The following is a 20,506-nucleotide window of genomic DNA, read 5'->3' on the forward strand; positions in this document are numbered from 1 at the left end:
GGGTAGACGAATGAAAACCATTGCAAAATTGATACTGTCAAGCAGCCTGGTTGCCGCCATTGGCCTTTCCGGTTGCGGCAAAGAGGCGACAGAGACCGATAACGCTGATAACACCGATAAAGCCGTTCAAACCATCAAAGCGCCGGTGGAAACCGTGAGCTTGGGCACCATTCCGCTGAAAGCGGTTGTGCCGGGTGCCGTGGTGCCGGATCAAAAGGCGCAAATTGCCTCGCGTCTGATGGGGTACATTAAAAACCTGGATGTGAAAGTCGGCCAGCAAGTGAAAAAAGGTGAATTGCTTTTCTCCATCGACTCCAGTGATGTCAATAGCCAGATTTTGCAGGCGAAGTCGGCTTACCAGCAAGCGGAAGCGGCTCTAAAAGATGCCAAACTTGACTATGACCGATTTTCCAAACTCTATAAAGAAGATTCGGTGTCCAAACAGCAGTTCGACAAGATTAATTTGCAATATAAAGTGGCACAAGAGAATTTAGTGTCGGCTAAAACGGCCTTGAATCAAGCGAAATCACAGTTGAATTACGCTAATGTAAAAGCACCGTTTGATGGTGTGGTGGTTGATAAAATGGCTGTGGCCGGTGATTTGGCGGCACCGGGTAATCCTGTTTTGGTGTTGGAGAACTTGAAGTCGCTGAGTGTCAGAACCCAGGTAGCGGAAGATTTGTTTGCAGTGCTTCGCCCGGGGGATGAGGCGGAAGTGATTATCGATGGTCAGTCGAAACCCTTAACCGGCACCATTTATACGCTGGTCAGCGCCGCCGATCCGAAAACACGTACCCATACGGTTAAGCTCAGTCTTCCGTCTTTGGTGAACGTCAACAGTGGGACCTTTGCTCGTGTCGGCTTTAAACGCGGTGAGCGTCAAACCATGATGGTGCCGAAATCAGCTGTTTTGAATCGTTCCGGTGTAGAAGGCGTTTTCGTTTTGGAAGATGGCAAAGCCAATTTCCATATGGTGCGCTTGGGAGAAGAAATTGGCGATAAAGTCGAGATTAAGGCCGGTTTGAACTTGGGCGACACCATTGTAGTGGACAATAATATCAGTCTGTTGAATGGCGATAACATCGAAGTGCTTGATGTGGATACCGTGTTGGAACCTGCGGAAAAGGAAGGGGCTGAATAATGTCGACGGCCGAACAGAAATCATCAACGGATTTAAACATCGCGGGGAAGCTCGCCAAGATTTTCATCCACTCCAAAATCACCATGATGATTATGATCGCGGTGACCTTGGCGGGTGTTCTGGCCTATTTGGTGACGCCGCGTGAATATAACCCTCAAATCGTTGTGCCGGCCGCGAATATCATTGTTCCGAAAGGCGGGGCAACGCCCAGCGAAGTGCAAAACATGGTGGTCAAACCGTTGGAAACCATTATGGGAGCCTTACCGGGCGTGAAGCATACTTTCGGGTATGCTTCCAATGATTTCGGTATTGTCACGGTGCAGTTTGATGTGGGGGAAAACCAAGTCGATAGTCTGGTCAAGCTGTATAACCAGCTGATGCAGAATATGGACAAGATGCCGCCAGACACTCAGCAACCGCTCATTAAGCCGATTAACGTGGACGATGTCCCGATTATGACGTTGGCGGTGACCTCGGACGAGTTGTCCGGCTACGACTTGCGTGATGTGTCTTTAAAGCTGGTGGAAAACCTACGGAACATTCCCGGGGTTTCTTTCACGGAAGTGGTGGGCGGAAAGCGCCGTGCCGTCAATGTCTGGTTGGACGCGCAGAAAATCGCTTTGACCGGTATGTCTCTCGGGCAAATCAGTGACATGTTGAAAGGCAGTAATGTTTCTTTGCCGGTTGGCGCTTTGGTCAGCAACAACAAGCAGGAACCAATTCGTGTCAACGGCTTTTTGGGCAATGCCGAGGAAGTGGGTGAAATTATTATCGGAACCGAGAATGGTCGCCCGATTTACCTGAAAGACATTGCGCGGATTGAAGACGGGCCGATGGAAACCGACACGGATACCCGAATTGGTTATGGTCCGTCCAGCACGAAGAGTTCGCGTAGCGAATTGCCCGCCGTCACCATTTCATTGGCCAAAAAACCGGGTACGAATGCGGTCACGGTGGCGGATGCCGTTCTGGAAAAATTGGACGAATTGAAACTGAGCGTTTTGCCGTCCAATGTGGATATTACCGTGACCCGTAACGACGGCGAAAAAGCCAATGCGGCGGTGAATCTGTTGATGGAACATTTGGCCATCGCGGTGGCCTCGGTCATTGTGGTATTGATCCTGTTCCTCGGGTGGCGTGAAGCCGGTATCGTTACCTTGACGGTGCCGCTGATTTTGTTTGTGGTGTTGTTTGTGGGGTATATTTCCGGGCAAACCATTAACCGTATCACGTTGTTTGCGTTGATTCTGTCATTGGGCTTGCTGGTGGATGCCGCCATTGTCGTCATCGAGAATATTCACCGGCACATTCATGAAGGCTTCGATCCGGAGAAATTCGATGAAGTGTTGATCAAGGCGACCAATGAAATCGGTAATCCGACCAATGTCGCGACCTTCGCGGTTATCTTGGCGTTTATTCCGATGCTATTCGTCACCGGCATGATGGGACCGTTTATGGCGCCGATTCCATTCAATGTACCTGTGGCGATGATTGCATCGTTGGTCATTGCTTATATTCTGGTACCGTATGCGTCCTATCGTTTTCTGGGAAAAAAAGCCATCAAGGAAATGCAAAATCGTATTAGTACTGAAACCCATCATGCCAATGAACCGGACTGGATGCAGCGTTTGTATGAAAAGTCTATCGTGCCGTTATTGGAAAGTCGTACCAAGCGAAACGTCTTTTTGTTTGCGGTGTTGATTTCCCTGTTTGCGGCCATGACGCAACCGGCGTTGCAGTTTTTGCGTGGTGACGGTATGAACAACCCGTTGCATGCCGCCGGGGTGGAAGTGAAGATGTTACCGTATGACAATACCAGTACCTTTCTGGTTCAGGTGGATATGCCGGAAGGCACTGCGCTGGAAGCGACGGATATTGTGGTGCGTCGAGTCAATGACATTATCGCCAATACGCCATTTGTGACCGATTACAGTGTGTATCTGGGCGATCATGCGCCGATCGATTTCGCCGCTCTGGTGCGTGGGGATCTGATTAAAGAAGGTTCGAACTTTGCGCAGATTCGTGTCAATTTAGTCAATAAGCATGATCGGGATTTGTCATCGCATGAAATCGTGCAAATGTTGAACGATAAACTGGTCTCGGTGCGTAAGGTGTTCCCGAACGCAAATATCAAACTGTATGAAACACCGCCGGGGCCACCGGTGACGCTGCAAATTATGGCGGAACTCTATGGTCCGGATTACGATAAGCTACGTGCAGCGGCGCGTGAAATCAATGCCAAGATGCACGACATTTACGGTCTGGTCAATATCGACGATACGGTGACGGCGAATACCGAAAGCTACCAAATCAATATCGACCGTACTCAAGCCAACCTGTTGGGCATTGTACCGGCGGAAGTGGCGAAGATGTTGCGTGATTACATCAACGGTTATGAGCTGGGCTATATGCACTTGGATAATGTTCGTGAACCGGTGAATATCATTGTGCGTTTGCCGCGTTCTGAGCGAACCGTTCCGGAGCAATTGCTGTCGTTGAATGTGCAATCCCGCTCTGGGGCTTCTGTGCCGATTTCGGCCTTCGCTTCCATTAAAGAGGTGGTACAAGCCAAACCGATTATGGGGCGTGACCAGCATCAAATGGTGATGGTCGGGGGCGAATTGCTGCGTTCCAGTCCGGTGTATGCGGTGTTGTCGATGGACAAAATGTTGGACGGTGTGAAACTGCCGGAATCCGGCGTGACTTTCCATACGGCGAACCTTGGATTTGTGGAAGCGCAACCGGATGATGTCATGAACTACTCACTGTTGTGGGGTGGTGAAATGCGCCTGACCCTGGATGTGTTCCGTGATATGGGGAGCGCGTTCATTGTGGCGCTGGTCTTCATTTATCTGATTCTGGTCGGTTACTACCGCTCATTTATGATGCCGGTCATCGTGATGGGTGCGATTCCGTTGACCATGATAGGGGTTTTCCCGGGCCACTGGTTGACCGGGCAAGCCTTTACCGCCACCTCGATGATTGGTGTCATCGCTCTGGCCGGTATTGTGGTGCGGAATTCGCTGTTGCTGATCGACTTTATATTGGAATACCGTGCCGAAGGTAAGACGCTGAAAGACTCGGTGATTGAAGCCGGTAAGGTGCGTTTCCGTCCGATTCTGTTGACGGCGTTGGCCATTATGTTCGGTTCGATGATCATGATTACCGATCCGGTATTCGGTGGTCTGGCGGTTTCTTTGATTTTCGGAACCTTGTCGTCCACGGTCTTGACGCTGTTGGTGATTCCATTGCTGTACTTTATCTGGCAATGGCATTCCGGAGTGAAATACACCGAGGGTGGACAGACCAGACCTGCGTAAACGCAGGGAAGGTTCAATATAAAAAACCGCCAGGCCTGGCGGTTTTTTTATGTCTGTGAAGAATTAAATTGAAAAGGTGGCGTTAGAAAGGTGGTGTTAGGCCTCGGTTTTGATGCAGCCCTGTAAGGCTTTTTCAAAGGCCGGGAAGTCAAACGGTGAGGTGTCAAGCAGAAGTTCCAGGCGGCTGTCTTTACGGTAGGCAATGAATTCACGCGTGGCTTGGCCATTGACCCATTGAAACAGCATTCTCGGTGTTGAGCCGACCCGGAAAACGCCTTTGGCGCGTTTCACCGAGCTCAGCGAATCTTGAAAACGGTTTTGTCCCAAGCTTTCCAATAACTGGAACAGCTTGGCCCAGTCAAAGGTGATGTCGTTATCGAAAACCCACCCAATGGCTTGAGTGTCCAGTTGTGTTTGATAAACGCGTTCTAATAAGTTGGGCAGCGCTAGGGGCCTGTAAGGCAGTGTGTTTTGGGTGTGCTCGGCATGGGGGGTATGTGCCATGTGTAAAGACGCAAGCGGGCTGAAGGGTTGTGCAGTGGGCTGGTAGGTGTCGTGATGAAAGTGAGGGTGCCGGATTTCATTCAATGGCACTTGCGCCTGTTGGGTTGTGTAAATGGCTTGTTTGGGCGGGTAAAGTTGCTCGCAATAAGCTTGGACTTGGCGGATACAGTCTTCCGATACGGCATCTTTTTTATTCAGTACGATCACGTCCGCCATATTGAAGAGGCTTTGTAAAATCGACAGGCGATCAAACTCTTCCAAGTCGGCTTGTTGTAAATCGAATACGGAAAACAGGGTTTGGACATCGAAACGTCCGGCGAGTTGGCCGGAAGTGAATAAGTCGACCAAACTGTCCGGCTCGCCGAGTCCGGTTGGTTCGATGAGCAAGCGGTCGGGTTGTTGCTCGTCCAACAATTGCAGGGCGGTGGTTTCGAGTTCGGACTTGGCGGTGCAGCAAATGCAGCCGCCGGGAATTTGGGTAACGCTGGTTTGGGAGGCGCTTTCCAGAATCGGACCGTCAATGCCGACGGCGCCGAATTCATTGACCAACAACATCCAGTGTTCGTTATCCGGTTTTTGCTGCAACAAATGTTTCAGTAATGTGGTTTTTCCGGCACCGAGCTGGCCGGAAATGATATTCAACGCACAGCGTTTACGCATGACACTCTTTATAAATCGGCTTCGCCGCAAACTTTATTGCGGCCGGTGGTCTTGGCCATGTAAAGACTTTTATCGGCACGGTCGAAAAGCGATTCAATGGTCTCGTTCAGTTGGTACATGGCGACGCCGACGGAAAGCGTGAGGTTGATCGGCTTTTTGTCGCCCCGTACTTGTAGTGGTCGGGAGGCGATTTTTTGGCGAATGGTATTGGCGACTTTTAGGGCCGAATCGTAACTGGTGTGTGGCAGAATGGCCACAAACTCTTCACCACCGATGCGGGCGATAAAGTCTTTGCCTTTGGTTTCGTTATGCAGGCTTTTCGCCAGATAACGCAAAATGCTGTCGCCGACCAAGTGACCATAATTATCATTGATTTTTTTGAAGAAATCGAGATCCAGTACCAGTAACGCAAAGCTGTTTTGTGTGTCGTTGGCCTCTTGCATGACGCCTTCGATGATTTCGTTGAAACCGCGACGGTTCGGGATGTTTGTCAAATCGTCGGTTTTGGCGATGGCGGTGGCTTTGTCGAGTTCTTTTTTCAGTTGTTTGATTTCATCGCTCGTTTCGGCAATTTGCGTTTGCAGAGCATTGGTTTCGCTTTGATAATGTTTGATGGTGGGCAGAACCTGTGTTTTCAAGCGACTGACGATTTCATCGGGGTTTTTGAGCCCGTCAATGGCCTGCATGTGGCTGTCGAGTTCGTCATGCTTGCTTTTGGCTTCGTTTACCCAGCTTTCGATGTACAGAATGAGTTCATTGATGATGGTGGAGAACTCTTCCGAATGCATGCTGTGGCTAATGACTTCCGACCAGAGGGTGTTGAAAATAACACGGGCGGAACTTTCGTCGTAAGCGTTAAACTGTAAAGCATGCTCGATTTGTTCGGCAATGTCCGGGTTGATTTTGGTCAACAATTCATAGAACAGTGTGAAGTGAATCGGGTTGGCGTTGATGTCCAGGTCTTTTAGCTTATCGAGCACCCGCAGGGAGACTTCCTGAGCGTCTGGGTTCGGGAGGGTGTATCGGCAGTCGTTTTGCAGTATCTTAGAGGGTTCCATGAAAAAAGTGCATTCGTTATTTTTCTAATATTATAAACCCTTTATGAAAGCGTCTCCAATTTAAAGGCGGAGTTTTTTTAAGGAAAATCGGCGGAGAGGCCAATGAGGGGGAAGATTGCTTATCGGCGATTTGATCTGGGGTGAGGTGGGTTTCATTTTTTTGTCATCTTTCATTCACATGGCTGTTATGTAGCGCTTTTAGAATGAGCGGGTAATTTTTATAAACTTTAAGAGAGTTAAACCATGAAAAAACTATTTATCGCGATGATGGCGGCCGGTTTCCTATCGGCTTGTTCGACAGCCCCTGAGAAGAAAGCCGATACCACGACAGAAGCCTCACAAGCCGTAAACGATGATTTGTACATCGTGATGGATGAGCGTATGAACGTTTTCTATGACGGCGATCTTTACAAAAAGTATATGGAACATGGTGAAACACCTTATCGTCGTACCTTCATCGGTGCGGGTCCGAATGGTGAAACGGTTGTGTATGGTTTGACCAAAGACGACAAAAAGAAAACCACCAACCCGGCGGAAGAAATGATGTCTGGCAAAATGGCGCCGGCAGAAGATTTTTATGCTGAAGTGGTTGAAAAAGAACATAACCGTATTTATGTTTTCACTTCTTGGGCGACGTTTGACGAGTTTGTGAAGCTGCATGTGGATAACTTCCGTTATTCTGACATCGGTGCAGGTCCAAACGGTGAAACGGTTGTGTACGTATTGACTAAGAAAACCAGTAAGCAAAAGCCGGTTGAAGCCATGAAGAAATTCAACACTTTCCACGGCATCCAAAAATAAACGATTTCCGGTTAATCGTTTAAACGTAAAAAGCCCGGCATTGCCGGGCTTTTTTTATGCTGTCAGACAACCGTTGTTGTTAGCGTTTGACCGTATCATGCAATGGGCAGGTTTGAATGCCCAGCAAGGTGTAGATCGGGCACCAACGGATGATGCCGGTGGCCAGCGGAATGATGCCGATATAGGCCCAAAGCCCTAAAACGTCGGTGGCCGCCAAAACAATCAGTACCGCGCCGATAATGATTCGAAGCCATCTGTCCAGTGTTCCAATGTTCATTTATCTTCTCCCATAGTCTGTTAAGTATGTAAAATACAGGTCTAGTATTGTTTGAATCCGACTTTACCGTTCAATTGTTAACGCTCTCTGAGCAAAAATCAATAGGCTTTTATGACTGACGAGACAAAAACGGCGAAAAGCAAATTGAAAACCAAATTGCCGGGCGATGCTTACGCCGAAAACATCCGCGCGCGTTTTTGGCTGATGGGCAAGGGTGAAGCCTATGTCGGCATCGGACGCATTACGTTGCTGGAAAAAATCGACAAACTCGGTTCCATTAATCAGGCGGCCAAGGAAATGAGCATGTCCTACAAAAAGGCCTGGAAATTGATCGATGAACTGAATCAGATGTTCGACGAGCCTTTGGTGCTGAAAGAGCACGGCGGCAAAGCCGGTGGTGGCACCCAGTTAACCGATAAGGGGCACTTAGTGGTGAAGGAGTTTCGCCGTGTTGAACAGAAGCTGAAAGCCTTTTTACAGGAAGCATCCGACAATTTAGGGTTTTAACGACGTTTTCGGGCGCTTTTGGCCCTGTCTTTCTCGGTTCCGTTTTTCGCCAGGCCTGGCAAAAAATGAATATTGTATTTTATTCCGGTAAACGCTTGACTTTAGAGAGAAAGTCTCTAAAATCCCACTCTTTAATCCTTACCCCTTCTTATTGCCCGTTAAACAGTAAGTGATTATTCGGTTCGCCGGATAGTTGGAATGGATTAGCTATTTATTTTTAGGACAAAGTTATGAAAACATTTGTTGCAAAGCCAGCTGAAGTAAAACGTGACTGGTACATCGTTGACGCTGACGGTAAAACTTTAGGTCGTATGGCGGCTGAAATCGCAGCCCGTTTGCGCGGTAAGCATAAGCCAGAATACACGCCGCACGTTGATTGTGGTGACTACATCGTGGTTATCAATGCGGATAAAGTGGCCGTTACCGGTAATAAGCGTACTGACAAAATGTATCACCACGTAACAGGGTATGTTGGTAATTTGAAATCAACAAACTTTGAAACTCTGGTTGGTAACAAGCCGACTCGTCCGGTTGAGTTTGCCGTTAAAGGAATGTTGCCTCGTGGTCCTCTAGGCCGTGCAATGTTGAAAAAACTGAAAGTGTATGCCGGTGCCGAGCACCCACATACTGCACAACAACCTAAAGAACTAGACTTGTAAGAGGGAATTGAGAATGGCAACAGAACAATATTACGGAACAGGTCGTCGTAAAAACTCAGTGGCTCGCGTTTTCTTGAAAGCGGGATCTGGCAAAATGACTGTCAACGGTCGTGACGTGAAAGAATATTTCGCGCGTGAAACCGATTTGATGGTGATTAACCAGCCACTGGAAGCGACTGAAAATGTTGAAAAGTTTGATGTCACTGTCACGGTAAAAGGTGGTGGAACAACCGGTCAAGCCGGTGCGGTTCGTCACGGTATCTCTCGTGCATTGTTGGCATTCAACGATGAAAACCGTTCTGCTCTGCGTCAGCGTGGTCTATTGACTCGTGATGCGCGTCAGGTTGAACGTAAAAAAGTGGGGCTTCGCAAAGCACGTCGTCGTCCACAGTTCTCGAAACGTTAATTCGCGTTACCGTTTTACGGAACACGAAAAACCGCCAGGCCTGGCGGTTTTTTTATGTCTGAAAGAAATGTGGGCTGTGAATATGGGGCCTGTATGTTTTATGGCTAACAGGGTTTTATAAGGGCTGGCGGATTGTTGAGAGCGATGAGTTGGATGTGATTAATGCTTGTAATGCGTTAATGAGGTATGAATTGTGTTTCACCCGAAATAAAAAAGGCGTTCCTAAAACGCCTTTTTTATTGGGTTGTGTTTTGTGTTGTGGTTTAAAGCTTACAGGCGCCGCCAGCGCACCCATCGTCTTCGTGAGCGTCGTCGGCCCCGTCGCGAGTGTTGTGATAGTACAGAGTTTTTAAGCCCATTTTGTAAGCGTATAACAGATCTTGCAAAATCAGTTTGATTGGCACACGGCCTTCGTCGAACGACGCCGGGTCATAGTTGGTGTTGGCGGAAATCGCCTGGTCGACAAATTTCTGCATAATCCCCACCAGTTGCAAGTAGCCTTTATTGTTCGGGATTTGCCAGAGCAGTTCATAATCGTCCTTGTGTTCCTTAAAGCCCGGGACGACTTGTTTCAAAATGCCGTCCTTAGAGGCTTTAACCGAAACGTAGCCACGAGGCGGTTCAATGCCGTTGGTGGAGTTGGTGATTTGCGAAGAGGTTTCGCAAGGCATCAATGCCGTCATGGTGGAGTTGCGCAGGCCGTGCTGTTGGATTTCCTCTCGCAAAGTTTCCCAATCCAGGTGTAACGGTTCGTCGCAGACTTCGTTTAAGTCGGCTTTATAGGTGTCAATCGGCAGGATGCCTTGTGCGTATTTGGTGTCTTCAAACCATTCGCATTTACCCATTTCCTTCGCTAGATTCAAAGAGGCGGATAGCAAATGATACTGAATGGCTTCGAAGGTGCGGTGAACCAGACCATTGCCGGAACCGTCGGAATATTTCGCATGGTTTTTGGCCAGATAATAAGCCAGGTTAGTGACGCCGATGCCTAGGGTACGGCGCCCCATGCTGGCACGTCGTGCGGCTTCAACCGGGTAGTCTTGATAATCCAGTAGGCTGTCCAGTGCACGGACGATCAGGTCGGAAAGCTCGGCCAGTTCGTCCAGACTCTCCAACGCACCCAGGTTAAACGCGGAAAGGGTGCATAAAGCGATTTCACCGTTTGGATCCTCAACCGAATCCAGCGAGTGTGTGGGTAGCGTGATTTCCAAACACAGGTTGGATTGGTGAATCGGCGCTTTTTTCGGGTCGAATGAACTGTGGGTGTTGGAGTGGTCGACGTTTTGAATATAAATGCGGCCGGTTTGAGCGCGTTCTTGCGCGACTTGTGTGAAAAGATCCAGTGCTTTGACGGTTTTCTTGCGGATGCTGTCATCCGCTTCGTAAATGCTGTAAAGGCGTTCGAATTCGTCTTGATCTTCAAAGAAAGCGTCATAAAGCCCAGGAACGTCGGAAGGGCTGAATAGCGTGATGTTGCCGCCTTCAATCATGCGTTGATACATCAGCTTATTAACTTGTACGCCATAGTCTAAGTGGCGAGCGCGGTTTTCTTCCACCCCACGGTTGTTTTTCAGAACGACGAGCGATTCCACTTCCAAATGCCAGATTGGGTAGAACAGTGTGGCGGCGCCACCGCGAACACCACCTTGCGAGCATGATTTGACAGCGGTTTGGAAGTGTTTGATGAAGGGAATCATCCCGGTGTGATAGGCTTCGCCGTGACGAATTTCACTGCCGAGAGCGCGGATGCGACCCACGTTGATGCCAATTCCGGCACGTTGTGAAACGTATTTCACAATGGATGACGAGGTGGCATTGATGGAATCCAGCGAGTCTCCGCATTCAATCAAGACACAAGAACTGAATTGGCGCGTTGGCGTACGGACACCTGACATAATCGGTGTCGGCAAGGAGAGTTTGAAGTTCGAAGCCGCATCGTAGAAGCGCTTGATGTAGTCCAGACGGGTTTTGCCTTCTTCTGCTTCGTTCGGATAATGGGCGAACAAACTCATTGGAATGAGCATATAAATAAATTGCGGGCTTTCGTAAATTTTGCCGGTCACGCGGTTTTGAACCAGGTATTTGCCTTCCAACTGTTTCACGGCGGCGTAACTGAAGTTCATGTCGCGTTCGTGTTTGATGTAGTTGTCCAGTTCGTCGAATTCCGCTTTTGTGTAGTCGTCCAATAGTTGAGTGTCATATAGGTGATTGCGAACCATTTTATTGACGTGTTCAAACAAAGTGGGCGGGGTAAAGCGGTCAAAGGCTTTCTTGCGAAGGTGGAAAATCGCCAGGCGTGCCGCCAAGTGCTGGTAATCCGGCGCGGACTCTGAGATCAAATCGGCAGCGGATTTAATAATGGTCTCATGGATGTCGGCGGTTTTCATGCCGTCGTAAAATTGAATATGAGATCGAAGTTCGACTTCGGAGACGGAAACGTTTTCCAAGCCTTCCGACGCCCAAGTGATGACGCGGTGGATTTTTTCTAAATCAATCGGCTCGGTTTTACCGTTGCGTTTTGTGACGTTCATGGTTTCTTTAGACATAGTTCGCAATCTTTTTAATGTTTTCAGTGTGTTAGTTGAGTATCGTATAGTGGGACTTAAAAAGGGAAAAGTAACCTAGTGCTTGTATTTTGAATTTTACACTATATATAGTTAGACAATCTAAATCCTTAACAAAATATAGTGCAAACGCTGGTGTAAATCAAGCCTAAAAAATAACCAAAATTAATAAAAAATTTGCTAGGAGAAGGTGGGGTCCTTAATAAACATTTGGGGTAAAAATTACGAATCGAGGCCGGCTGGGCTTTTCGAGCGTTTAACGTTCTGGCACACATAAAAAGAAAGCAAATTTCGGTGGCGAAATTAAAAAAACGAATACATGAGAAAGAAAAATTTAATGGCAATTCTGTCGAGATGGTTTTTTATTTTGGAGGGAGGTTTAAATATTTAGACATACAGTTTATTGAAGTGAAGGCGGGCGCTTTTTAGAACGCGGGTTTCATGCGTTAAAAGGGTAAGTAAACTCACGAATTGTGTTGTAAAAAAACAACACATGCAATTTTTGTTGTTTTTTTTTGAAAAAAGGTTGCGCAGCTCTCTGAAACTCAATATAGTTGCCAACAAGTTCACATTGCGTGGGCAAATTTCAAAAACTAACTACATATAGGAAACTATTCCATGAAAAAGAATATTGTTGCTCTAGCAGTTGCTTCTGCTATCGCCGCTCCTGTCGCTATGGCTGACGCGCCTACCGTTTACGGTCAAATCAATATGGCTCTTGAACAGGCTTCAGTCAAAGATAGTAATGGTGATAAGTATAAAGCTGATTCTGGTACTCAGGTTAACTCTCGCAATTCACGTATCGGTATTAAAGGTGCTTCTGACCTAGGTAATGGTTTGAAAGCGGTCTATAAAGCTGAGTTCAAGGTTAATATCGATTCTTCTGGTGGCTTAGGAAATCGTAACCAATATGTTGGTTTAGCCGGTGGTTTCGGTACAGTCTTGATGGGTCGTCACGATACGCCTATGAAAATGATTCAAGCGAAAGACTTGTTTAACGATGCGGGTCTAGCGGATAACAAGCCAATCTCTGGTGGATTGGGTGCTTTAGGTTCAGGCGGTGAAGTGCGTGCTTCTAACGTATTGGCGTATGTTTCACCATCTTTTGGTGGTGTAAAATTGATGGCAGCTTTTGTTCCTAAAGAGGACGGTTCTCAGTATGGCGGTCTTCAAAATAACGCAGGTACAGACCAAGATTCAGAGTCTTCCTTGGATAATGCAATGTCATTTGCTGCAATGTATGGCTCTAAGAAAAAAGGACTTTACCTAGCTGCTGCTTATAACACTTGGGATAAGCAAGCTAATGTTGGTGGTAATCCTGGTTCAGTTGATGAGCTTCGTGTTACGGCTCAGTACACTATTGCTGGTTTGATTGCTAATGCTATGTATCAAGACTTTTCAGGTAAAGGTCTTAAAAATACTGTTCAAAAAGGTACTAATATCCAAGCAAATGTTGGTTATAAAATTGGTAACTTCATGCCTAAGGTTAAAATCTCTTTAGTTGATCGTGATAAAAACGCAGCCGGAGATAAGTACAAAGATTCCACTAACTATGCATTGGGTCTAGATTATTCTTTAGGCAAGAAAACGACGGCTTATGTTGAATATGCCATGCTAGAAAACCAAGGTGTTGATGCGACAACTCGTAACAATGTTTATGGCGTTAAGAAGGCTGAGCAATCTGCTTTCTCAATTGGTTTGTTGCATAAGTTCTAATCTAATTGCTTGCATTAGCAAGTCGTTAAGTTAAAACGGAAGCCCCGCTTATGCGGGGCTTTTTTGTTTTTGGAGGAAATGAAATTCAGTTTGGATTTTTTGCCTGTGGGTTGTGTTGGGAGGGGTGTGTTATGATATGTGACAATTAGATTACAAAAAAATGACAAATGTTAACAAGGAGTGTTATGCGTCAATGTCAGCCTTGTACCGCCTGTTGTGATGGTTGGGTGCAAATAACGGTAAAGGGGTGTGAGGCCTATCCTGGCCATCCATGTCCGCACAGTACGGGTGAAGGGTGTGATGATTATGAAAATCGTCCGGTGGATCCATGTCGGAAGTTTGAATGTGCCTGGGTGAAGTCCGGAAGTTTTTTACCGGATGATTTTCGACCTGATGAGTGTGGCGCTTTGGTTTTGGATTCAATCCTATCTTGGCAAGGCTTGGATGTCGATTTGGCTGTCCCGGTGGGGCGAGAGATTCCACCAAAAACCTTGCAATGGTTGATGCAACATGCTGAGCAAAAAATGCGCCCTTTGATTTATCAGGTGCAGGATCCGGATGTGTCCGTTTTGGAAAAAAATCCACTGACTTTGGCTTATGGTCCGCCGGCCTTTCAGGAGTGGGTGTTAGAGCAAGAGCAGCAAGGTAATAAGCTGTGGTGATTTGGTGCAAAAAAAATATTATGGTGCAATATATTACAGAAATGCGTTGTTTTTGTTAACTATTCCTCAATTATTTGCGCATTATTTTATTAAATTGTTGTTATTTAAGTAGTTTTGATTTTTTGGTACGCTCCTTTCTATATAGTGGTTGATTTTTATTAAGTCATTATCTGTAAAACTTGGAGTATCAAAATGAAAAAAACCTTTTCTGTTAAGTCACTTTTAGTTTCCATGGCCATCGCTTCTTCTGCGGCGTTGTCTGTTGCACCTGCTACAACACAAGCCGGTGTTTCCGGGAACCTAGGTGCGGTCACAACTTATGTTTACCGTGGTATTAAACAAACCGATGCGGCCGGTCAAGGTGGTATTGACTATGAATCAGATTCTGGTTTGTACGCTGGTACTTGGTTGTCGAATGTTGGAACCGGGCATGACGGTAATGAAGATGGTATCGAATATGACTTGTATGGCGGCTGGGGCGGTAGCTTCGGTGGTGTTGACTTGGGTATCGGGTATATTGGTTACTTCTATACCAACGGTTTCGATAGCATGTATAACGAATTGAACCTGTCTGTTGGTTTTGGCGGTGTAACATTAGCATTCAACCCAGGTATTTATGATGCTGAAAACTCAGATGGCGATTCGACTACCAACTACTACAATGTTAACGTGAGTGGTGATGTTGGACCTATCTCTCTTGAGTTGGGTTATAACGATTGGGATACGTCGTATGACAAAGGCGATGGTGTTTCAAAAAATACTTATTTAAACGTGACTTATTCACGCGAGTTGTTTAAAGGCGTAGATGGGTCAATCACTTACACCGGTAGCTATGCAAACCTTCAGTCTGCTGACTACCCATCAGGTGAGTATGAAGTTCAAAGTTATTTGATTGTGGGTATTTCGACCTCGTTTGATATCAAATAATCATTTATTCCTCCTTATAGTTAGTTAGTTTTAAGCGGGCCTTGGCTCGCTTTTTTTGTTTCTGGACATCGGTTTCGTGTCTTAAAACGTTCCTGCGTAAAAATCTTTTACATTGCAAGCTTCGCGCGTTCTGTGTATTTTAAGTTCGATATAGGGAGGGGCTTGTTTGAAGCGTAATCAATCCGGTTTTGTTTTAGGCGTTATTATTGTGGTCATGGTGCTCGGAGCGACTGCGTTTTTCGGGCTTTATGCACAAAACTGGCTGTTTCAAAACCAAGATCAAACGCGGTTGACGGCGCTACATCAATTGAACGATGTGAAGCAACAGCTATTAAAGTATGCCCAGCTTCAACCTGAATTGTATTTAAGCGATTTGAAAGCGAATACACGAACCGATAAGGAATCTAAAAAAATACCAGGCCTGGGGTATTTGCCGTGTCCGGATCTGGATGGAGATGGCTCTGTCTCGGAGGCGGAAACCTCTTGTGGTAATCCTCGCAATATTTCCGATGATACGACCGGTTTTGTGTATGGTTTTCTGCCCGTTGGCTTTACGACACGAAATATCTTTTTCGGAGGGCTGGCGCCCAAACAGTTTTTCTATGTGGTGGATGAGCGTTTTGTAAATGGGAATAACGCTTACAATAACGGCTCGACCGGCCGTTATGCGCCTTTGAACCCTGTGTTGAGCCCCGCTCAAGCGCCAGATGCGGGTACGGCGCTATCGGATGGAACGCTGCCTTGGATTGCTCTAAATGGTCGGGAAGGCTATGTCGCTTTGATTGTTTTTCCAAACGCCGCGCAAGTCTTTCCAGATGGCTATGCGCAAGATCGTACCCAAGCGGGCGATGCTCAAGCACGAATCGGAGATTATTTAGATCGACGCTATGATGGTAATGGGGTGCGCGTGAACGGTAATGCCGATGGCGATCGTTTTTTCTTCTCTGAATCCAGTGAGAATATCGGCGTGAATGATTTGGTGGTAGGCGTTACTCTGGAAGAATGGCAGGAGGCGATGATGGCGCGTTTGTGTGCTCAGCGGGATCGCTTAGCTTCTGTGCCGGAAGAGTCGGCTTACTGGTTAAATGAGTATGATGCGGACAACAATCAAGCTGGTAGTGGTTGGCGTGCTTGGCTTGGAGACTGTCCGTGAATCGGTTTTTGTTCGGACAGAAGTATTCAAAAATTGCTGAGGCAGGTTTTACACTGGTAGAGCTGCTGCTGGCTTTGTTGTTGATTGGGCTGTTGGCGGGTAGCTATTTGAAGTTTACTGGTGTGACCACTTATACCGAAAAAGCCAAGGAAACGCGTCTTCAAGTCCAAGACATTCGAGATGGCTTGCTGACGTTTTTAAAAGTGAATCGCTATTTGCCTTGCCCGGATGTGGATGGTGATGGGCGAGAGGACCGTTCCATTTCCAACGATGCCGCAATCGCTTACTGTAAAGAGCGATCCGGTTTTTTACCATCGGTTCAGTTGGGTGTGGCCACGAAAGATGCTTGGGGTAATCCGTTTTATTACCGAGTGAATGCGCGTTCTGAAAATAAAGACGATATTAATGATGTGTGTGAGACCGCCAGTGTGTTTGGTCAGCAAGGGCCGCGTTCACGTCCGCCTGAATCGGGGTTTTGTCCTGAAACGAAACTCTTCTACTGTGATTGCGGTGATGCTCGAGCCGATGGCGCATGCCCTGGCGCATGTGATTTTGATCATGAACCGAGAACAATGGACGCGCCACCGTATTTTCGGTTGGATACACCGCCGGTGGGTGTCGACAATGCGGATTCATTGAAAAATATGGTGGTTCAGGACGCCTCGGGAAATGAGTTGGATAACGGTATTGTTGCGATGGTGGTGTCGTTTGGGCGAAATGGCGAGCAGGCCTGGACAAATTGCGATAACCAAACGATGACGAATGCCATGGAATTGGAGAATTGCGATGGTGATGCGGATTTTCGTTTGAATCAGGATAGCCCGCAAGATGATTTTTTAGGATGGTTGAATGTGCTTGATGTCAAGCGTGCGATGATTGAGGTAAATGGTTTTGAAGCGCCTTAGTGTTAAACGTCAAGCGGGTTTCTCACTGGTGGAGTTGGCGTTGGTTCTAATGATTGTGGGCTTGTTGACAGCCGGTACCTTGTCGGCTTTAAGTTCGCAGCGCGAGCAGGTGAAGTATGCGGACAGTGAGCAGGCATTGGTGCAAACCAAGCAAGCCCTGCTGTCCTTTCTGGTGGTGAACGGTTTTTTGCCTTGTCCGGACAGCACAGGCGACGGCCTTGAGAATCGAAGCAATCAAGCCTGCGATGCGGTTGCGGGTGACGTGCCTTATCGGGATATCGGTTTACGTTTGGCGGATGTGCGGGACGGTTTCGGAAATCGACTGCATTACGCAATCAATGCGGACGCGGCGTCGTTGGCTGCATTGCAGGATGCTGATCATTCGGCCAGTTTTTTCTGTAGCCTAGCTTGTGCCGGAGGAAGTGTGCCGGTGTTTGGCTTAAGTACACCACCAACAGCGTCTGATAGCGGCACGGGAAATTATGCGGTATGTGCCAGTGGCGGTCCAGCCTGTAATGGCGCTTCTCAAAAACAGATGGACGGCATGCCGGTTGTGCTGGTGGCATTTAACCAGCGAGGTCAGGAGGGATGCCAAGACCGACCAGTGCAGGAGCAAGAAAATTGCGATGGCGATGCCTTTTACTGGCAGGGGGGCTATGCGCCGTTGTCGGATCGAGATGGTTTATTTGACGACGAGATTGTCGGTGTGTCGGCGTATGAAGTGAAATCACATTATTTAAAAAATCACCCCGGCGGGCTCTAGCACAGGCCTGGGGAAAACTGAAACAAAGAGGTGGACATGGAAAGTGTTTTAATTGTGGATGATGACTTGGCCCTGAGGGGTATGCTGGCGCTGGCTGTTAAAGGATTTGGGTATGAAGTGCATGAGGCGGCTTCCAGTCGACAGGCGATTGAAATCTTAGGTGCGCAATCTGTGGGTGTGGTGTTGCTTGACATGGGAATGCCGCCTAATGAACACACCGCTGAAGAAGGTTTGAAGGTGCTGAACTGGGTGTCCGAGTCCACGAAAAGCATAAAGGTGATCGTGCTCACGGGGCAGGATGCGGATGCCACATCTTATCTGGCGATTAAACATGGCGCCTTTGATTTTTTGTCCAAGCCGGTGCCGAATGAACAATTGTCAAACGCCATCGAACGAGCCATGCTGTTTTTGGCGCAAGCGCAAAAGCTCAAAGAGCAGGAAGGTGTTCAAAAGGTTGAGCTGGATTTGGAAATGGGGGTTGGGGTGAAATCGGCGCGTAATGCGGCCGAACTCAAGCTGTTGCGGCAGGTGTTGAGTGATACGAACTTCAATGTCCATGAAGTGGCAAGACGTTTGGGTTTGAAGCGCGAAAATGTCTATTACTTGATTAATAAGTACGGTCTGGAGCGCGACTGATGCCGATTCAGCCCAGCATCGATCTGGCGCTCGGTTTATTGCTGGTCGGGATTACCTTGTTCGCGGTGATTCTGTATTTACGATTGCAAAGTAATCGGCTACGGGACTATTTGCTGAAATTGTATTTGATCAATCGTCAGGTGAACCAGGATGTGCTGGATTTTGTCGATCAGGCCTGGCCGATTTTGGAAGCGGCCGGTTTCAAGAGCTTGCAGGGGGAGATTCAATGGTTTGGCGAGCGGAAAGCCATTCAACACGGCGAACCGGGAACGGAATCTTACCCCATCAGTATTGCCGAGTGGGGAATCAGTATTCGCTTGAACCTGACATCAGGGCGTATTCGCGGGGAAAACCTGTTACTGGCGAACCTGGTGCTGCAAAACTTCAAGGTACTGTTGGAGTTGGATGTTTCCGGTAAAACGTCGGAGTTTTTGTTGTCTCAGAAACGCTTGGAAAAATATCAGTTGTTTGTACAGCATGACATTAAAAACATTGCTCAGTTTATTGTGCTCTTGTCCGAGCAGGTGAAGGGGACAAAAACCGACGTACAGAAAGTCGCGCTGGTCGATCACCTGCAAACGATGATGCCGACCGTGACCGAGCGCGCCGATAAAACCATCAAGCAAATGACTCAGCCCAATAAACCGTTGCAGGATATCGAGGCCTTTTCCTTCGCTGAAGAAGTGCATAAGCTCGCGAAAGGGCTGGAGTTGAGCTATCATCTGCAGGGCGATGTACGTTGCGAGCTCTCGAGAACCTTGTTTGACCAAGTGGTGAAGAGCGTGCTGGAAAATTTCAAAGATCATGGCTGTTATGAAAAGCAAGTCCATATTGAAATCAGTGAGGCCTGCGAAGTGCGGTTTTACATTGAAGAAAAAGGGTTTGAGTTGAATGTGCCGGTGGAGCGATTGTTCGAACCGTTTTGGTCGACATCCGATAGCGGTATGGGGCTTGGCTTGTTTATTGCTCGCGAACTGCTGTCCACAATTGGCGGCTCGATTCAGTTGGATTATTCTGATGAACGTTTCGGGTTTGTCGTACAGTTTTAAAGGCGGTAAGCGAGTGAAAAGATTAAAAAACTTTTACTCTTTTACTGATTGTTTTTGGGAATTAAACTAAAATTATGCGGTTTTTATTTTTGATGTTTGAGGGAAAAAGCATGGCGCACACAAATCATAATCCAAGACAGTGCGGTTTTACGCTGGTTGAAATTGCCATTGTTCTGGTGATTGTCGGCTTGGTCTTGGGAGGCGTTCTCAAGGGGCAAGAGATGATTCGCGGTGCCAAAGTTAAAAATGTAAATAACGATGCCCAGAATATTATTTCAGCGGTAACGACTTACAAAGACCGTTATGGTGCCATGCCGGGTGATGACAGTGTTTCCACGATTGCCGTAGCCGCCGGCGTGGCAGGCGATGGCGATGGACAATTGGAAGATGGTGAGAATGGCGCTTTTTGGGCGCATTTAAGACGAGCGGGGCTGATGAAAGGCACCGGCAATTTATCGCCTTCGCATTCCTTTGGCGGTTTGGTTCGAGTGGATCAAAACCCGCATGCGAACGCTCAGGGTAATTTTATCTGCTTTACCGATATGCCGGGGGATGTCGCGGATATTGTTGATCGTCAGTTTGACGATGGTATCGCGAACCAAGGAGCCATACAAAGTAGCGATGACCCGACGTATGTAATTGACGGTACGACGAACTACGACTTGTGTTACCGTCTGTAATTCGCTCCGGCTATCTTGATATTGAAAACCCGTCTTTGACGGGTTTTTTGCTTTTTGAGCAAGGTAGAGTCGCTTTATATAATAGTTCGATACCTAGGAATTTGCTGTGGTAGAATAC

Annotated in this window: 19 protein-coding genes; 15 read left to right on the forward strand and 4 right to left on the reverse strand. The window is 47.4% G+C overall.

Annotation, left to right across the window (positions count from 1 at the left end; genetic code table 11):
• The first annotated feature begins 10 nt into the window (after positions 1 to 10).
• Positions 11 to 1,141: an efflux RND transporter periplasmic adaptor subunit gene (locus EPV75_RS02875; RefSeq protein WP_128384400.1), complete on the forward strand. Its 1,131-nt coding sequence runs from the start codon at positions 11 to 13 to the stop codon at positions 1,139 to 1,141.
• Positions 1,141 to 4,461, forward strand: a complete 3,321-nt coding sequence (locus EPV75_RS02880) for an efflux RND transporter permease subunit (protein WP_128384401.1) — start codon at positions 1,141 to 1,143, stop codon at positions 4,459 to 4,461. The genes EPV75_RS02875 and EPV75_RS02880 overlap by 1 nt, the downstream gene beginning before the upstream one ends.
• A gap of 96 nt (positions 4,462 to 4,557) precedes the next feature.
• Here the strand turns inward: EPV75_RS02880 and EPV75_RS02885 are convergent, their stop codons facing one another.
• Positions 4,558 to 5,625 (reverse strand): CobW family GTP-binding protein, encoded by a 1,068-nt coding sequence (locus EPV75_RS02885; protein ID WP_128384402.1) that lies wholly within the window; start codon positions 5,623 to 5,625, stop codon positions 4,558 to 4,560.
• A gap of 8 nt (positions 5,626 to 5,633) precedes the next feature.
• On the reverse strand, positions 5,634 to 6,683 hold the full coding sequence (locus EPV75_RS02890; protein ID WP_029939740.1) for a GGDEF domain-containing protein: 1,050 nt from the start codon (positions 6,681 to 6,683) through the stop codon (positions 5,634 to 5,636).
• 243 nt (positions 6,684 to 6,926) lie between these two features.
• On the opposite strand from EPV75_RS02890, the gene EPV75_RS02895 reads away from it, so the two are divergent.
• Positions 6,927 to 7,484 (forward strand): putative periplasmic lipoprotein, encoded by a 558-nt coding sequence (locus tag EPV75_RS02895; RefSeq protein ID WP_029939741.1) that lies wholly within the window; start codon positions 6,927 to 6,929, stop codon positions 7,482 to 7,484.
• Between the two features lie 79 nt (positions 7,485 to 7,563).
• On the opposite strand, the gene EPV75_RS02900 is transcribed toward EPV75_RS02895, so the two are convergent.
• A complete protein-coding gene (locus EPV75_RS02900) occupies positions 7,564 to 7,761 on the reverse strand; it encodes a YgaP family membrane protein (protein WP_029939742.1) in 198 nt (65 codons plus the stop codon).
• 111 nt (positions 7,762 to 7,872) lie between these two features.
• Here EPV75_RS02900 and EPV75_RS02905 point away from each other — a divergent pair, with 111 nt between their 5' ends.
• The 3 genes from EPV75_RS02905 to rpsI all read left to right on the forward strand — a co-directional run bounded on the left by EPV75_RS02905 (position 7,873) and on the right by rpsI (position 9,333).
• On the forward strand, positions 7,873 to 8,268 hold the full coding sequence (locus tag EPV75_RS02905) for a winged helix-turn-helix domain-containing protein (RefSeq protein ID WP_029939743.1): 396 nt from the start codon (positions 7,873 to 7,875) through the stop codon (positions 8,266 to 8,268).
• 230 nt (positions 8,269 to 8,498) lie between these two features.
• Positions 8,499 to 8,927, forward strand: coding sequence for a 50S ribosomal protein L13 (gene rplM, locus EPV75_RS02910; protein WP_029939744.1), 429 nt, complete (start codon positions 8,499 to 8,501; stop codon positions 8,925 to 8,927).
• A gap of 13 nt (positions 8,928 to 8,940) precedes the next feature.
• The gene (gene rpsI, locus EPV75_RS02915) at positions 8,941 to 9,333 is read left to right on the forward strand and encodes a 30S ribosomal protein S9 (RefSeq protein ID WP_029939745.1); all 393 of its coding nucleotides are present in this window, start codon (positions 8,941 to 8,943) and stop codon (positions 9,331 to 9,333) included.
• A 263-nt stretch (positions 9,334 to 9,596) separates the two neighbouring features.
• On the opposite strand, the gene nrdA is transcribed toward rpsI, so the two are convergent.
• On the reverse strand, positions 9,597 to 11,879 hold the full coding sequence (nrdA, locus tag EPV75_RS02920) for a class 1a ribonucleoside-diphosphate reductase subunit alpha (protein WP_128384403.1): 2,283 nt from the start codon (positions 11,877 to 11,879) through the stop codon (positions 9,597 to 9,599).
• 636 nt (positions 11,880 to 12,515) lie between these two features.
• Between nrdA and EPV75_RS02925 the strand changes: the two genes are divergently transcribed.
• From EPV75_RS02925 to EPV75_RS02965, 9 genes are all read left to right on the forward strand, one after another.
• Positions 12,516 to 13,613: a porin gene (locus EPV75_RS02925; RefSeq protein WP_128384404.1), complete on the forward strand. Its 1,098-nt coding sequence runs from the start codon at positions 12,516 to 12,518 to the stop codon at positions 13,611 to 13,613.
• Positions 13,614 to 14,026: 413 nt separating this feature from the next.
• Positions 14,027 to 14,275: a hypothetical protein gene (locus tag EPV75_RS12320; protein WP_225972377.1), complete on the forward strand. Its 249-nt coding sequence runs from the start codon at positions 14,027 to 14,029 to the stop codon at positions 14,273 to 14,275.
• 192 nt (positions 14,276 to 14,467) lie between these two features.
• The gene (locus tag EPV75_RS02935; protein WP_128384406.1) at positions 14,468 to 15,202 is read left to right on the forward strand and encodes a TorF family putative porin; all 735 of its coding nucleotides are present in this window, start codon (positions 14,468 to 14,470) and stop codon (positions 15,200 to 15,202) included.
• A 166-nt stretch (positions 15,203 to 15,368) separates the two neighbouring features.
• Positions 15,369 to 16,355 (forward strand): hypothetical protein, encoded by a 987-nt coding sequence (locus tag EPV75_RS02940; RefSeq protein WP_128384407.1) that lies wholly within the window; start codon positions 15,369 to 15,371, stop codon positions 16,353 to 16,355.
• Positions 16,352 to 17,260, forward strand: a complete 909-nt coding sequence (locus EPV75_RS02945) for a prepilin-type N-terminal cleavage/methylation domain-containing protein (protein WP_192894022.1) — start codon at positions 16,352 to 16,354, stop codon at positions 17,258 to 17,260. Before EPV75_RS02940 ends, EPV75_RS02945 begins: the two co-directional genes overlap by 4 nt.
• Complete coding sequence (locus EPV75_RS02950) at positions 17,247 to 18,023, forward strand: type II secretion system protein (protein ID WP_192894023.1); 777 nt, start codon at positions 17,247 to 17,249, stop codon at positions 18,021 to 18,023. The genes EPV75_RS02945 and EPV75_RS02950 overlap by 14 nt, the downstream gene beginning before the upstream one ends.
• 36 nt (positions 18,024 to 18,059) lie before the next feature.
• Complete coding sequence (locus EPV75_RS02955; protein WP_128384410.1) at positions 18,060 to 18,659, forward strand: response regulator; 600 nt, start codon at positions 18,060 to 18,062, stop codon at positions 18,657 to 18,659.
• The gene (locus EPV75_RS02960; RefSeq protein ID WP_128384411.1) at positions 18,659 to 19,708 is read left to right on the forward strand and encodes an ATP-binding protein; all 1,050 of its coding nucleotides are present in this window, start codon (positions 18,659 to 18,661) and stop codon (positions 19,706 to 19,708) included. Before EPV75_RS02955 ends, EPV75_RS02960 begins: the two co-directional genes overlap by 1 nt.
• 110 nt (positions 19,709 to 19,818) lie before the next feature.
• On the forward strand, positions 19,819 to 20,388 hold the full coding sequence (locus EPV75_RS02965) for a type II secretion system protein (RefSeq protein WP_192894024.1): 570 nt from the start codon (positions 19,819 to 19,821) through the stop codon (positions 20,386 to 20,388).
• Positions 20,389 to 20,506: the final 118 nt, after the last annotated feature.

The organism is Hydrogenovibrio thermophilus (genome assembly GCF_004028275.1).
GTDB lineage: Bacteria > Pseudomonadota > Gammaproteobacteria > Thiomicrospirales > Thiomicrospiraceae > Hydrogenovibrio > Hydrogenovibrio thermophilus.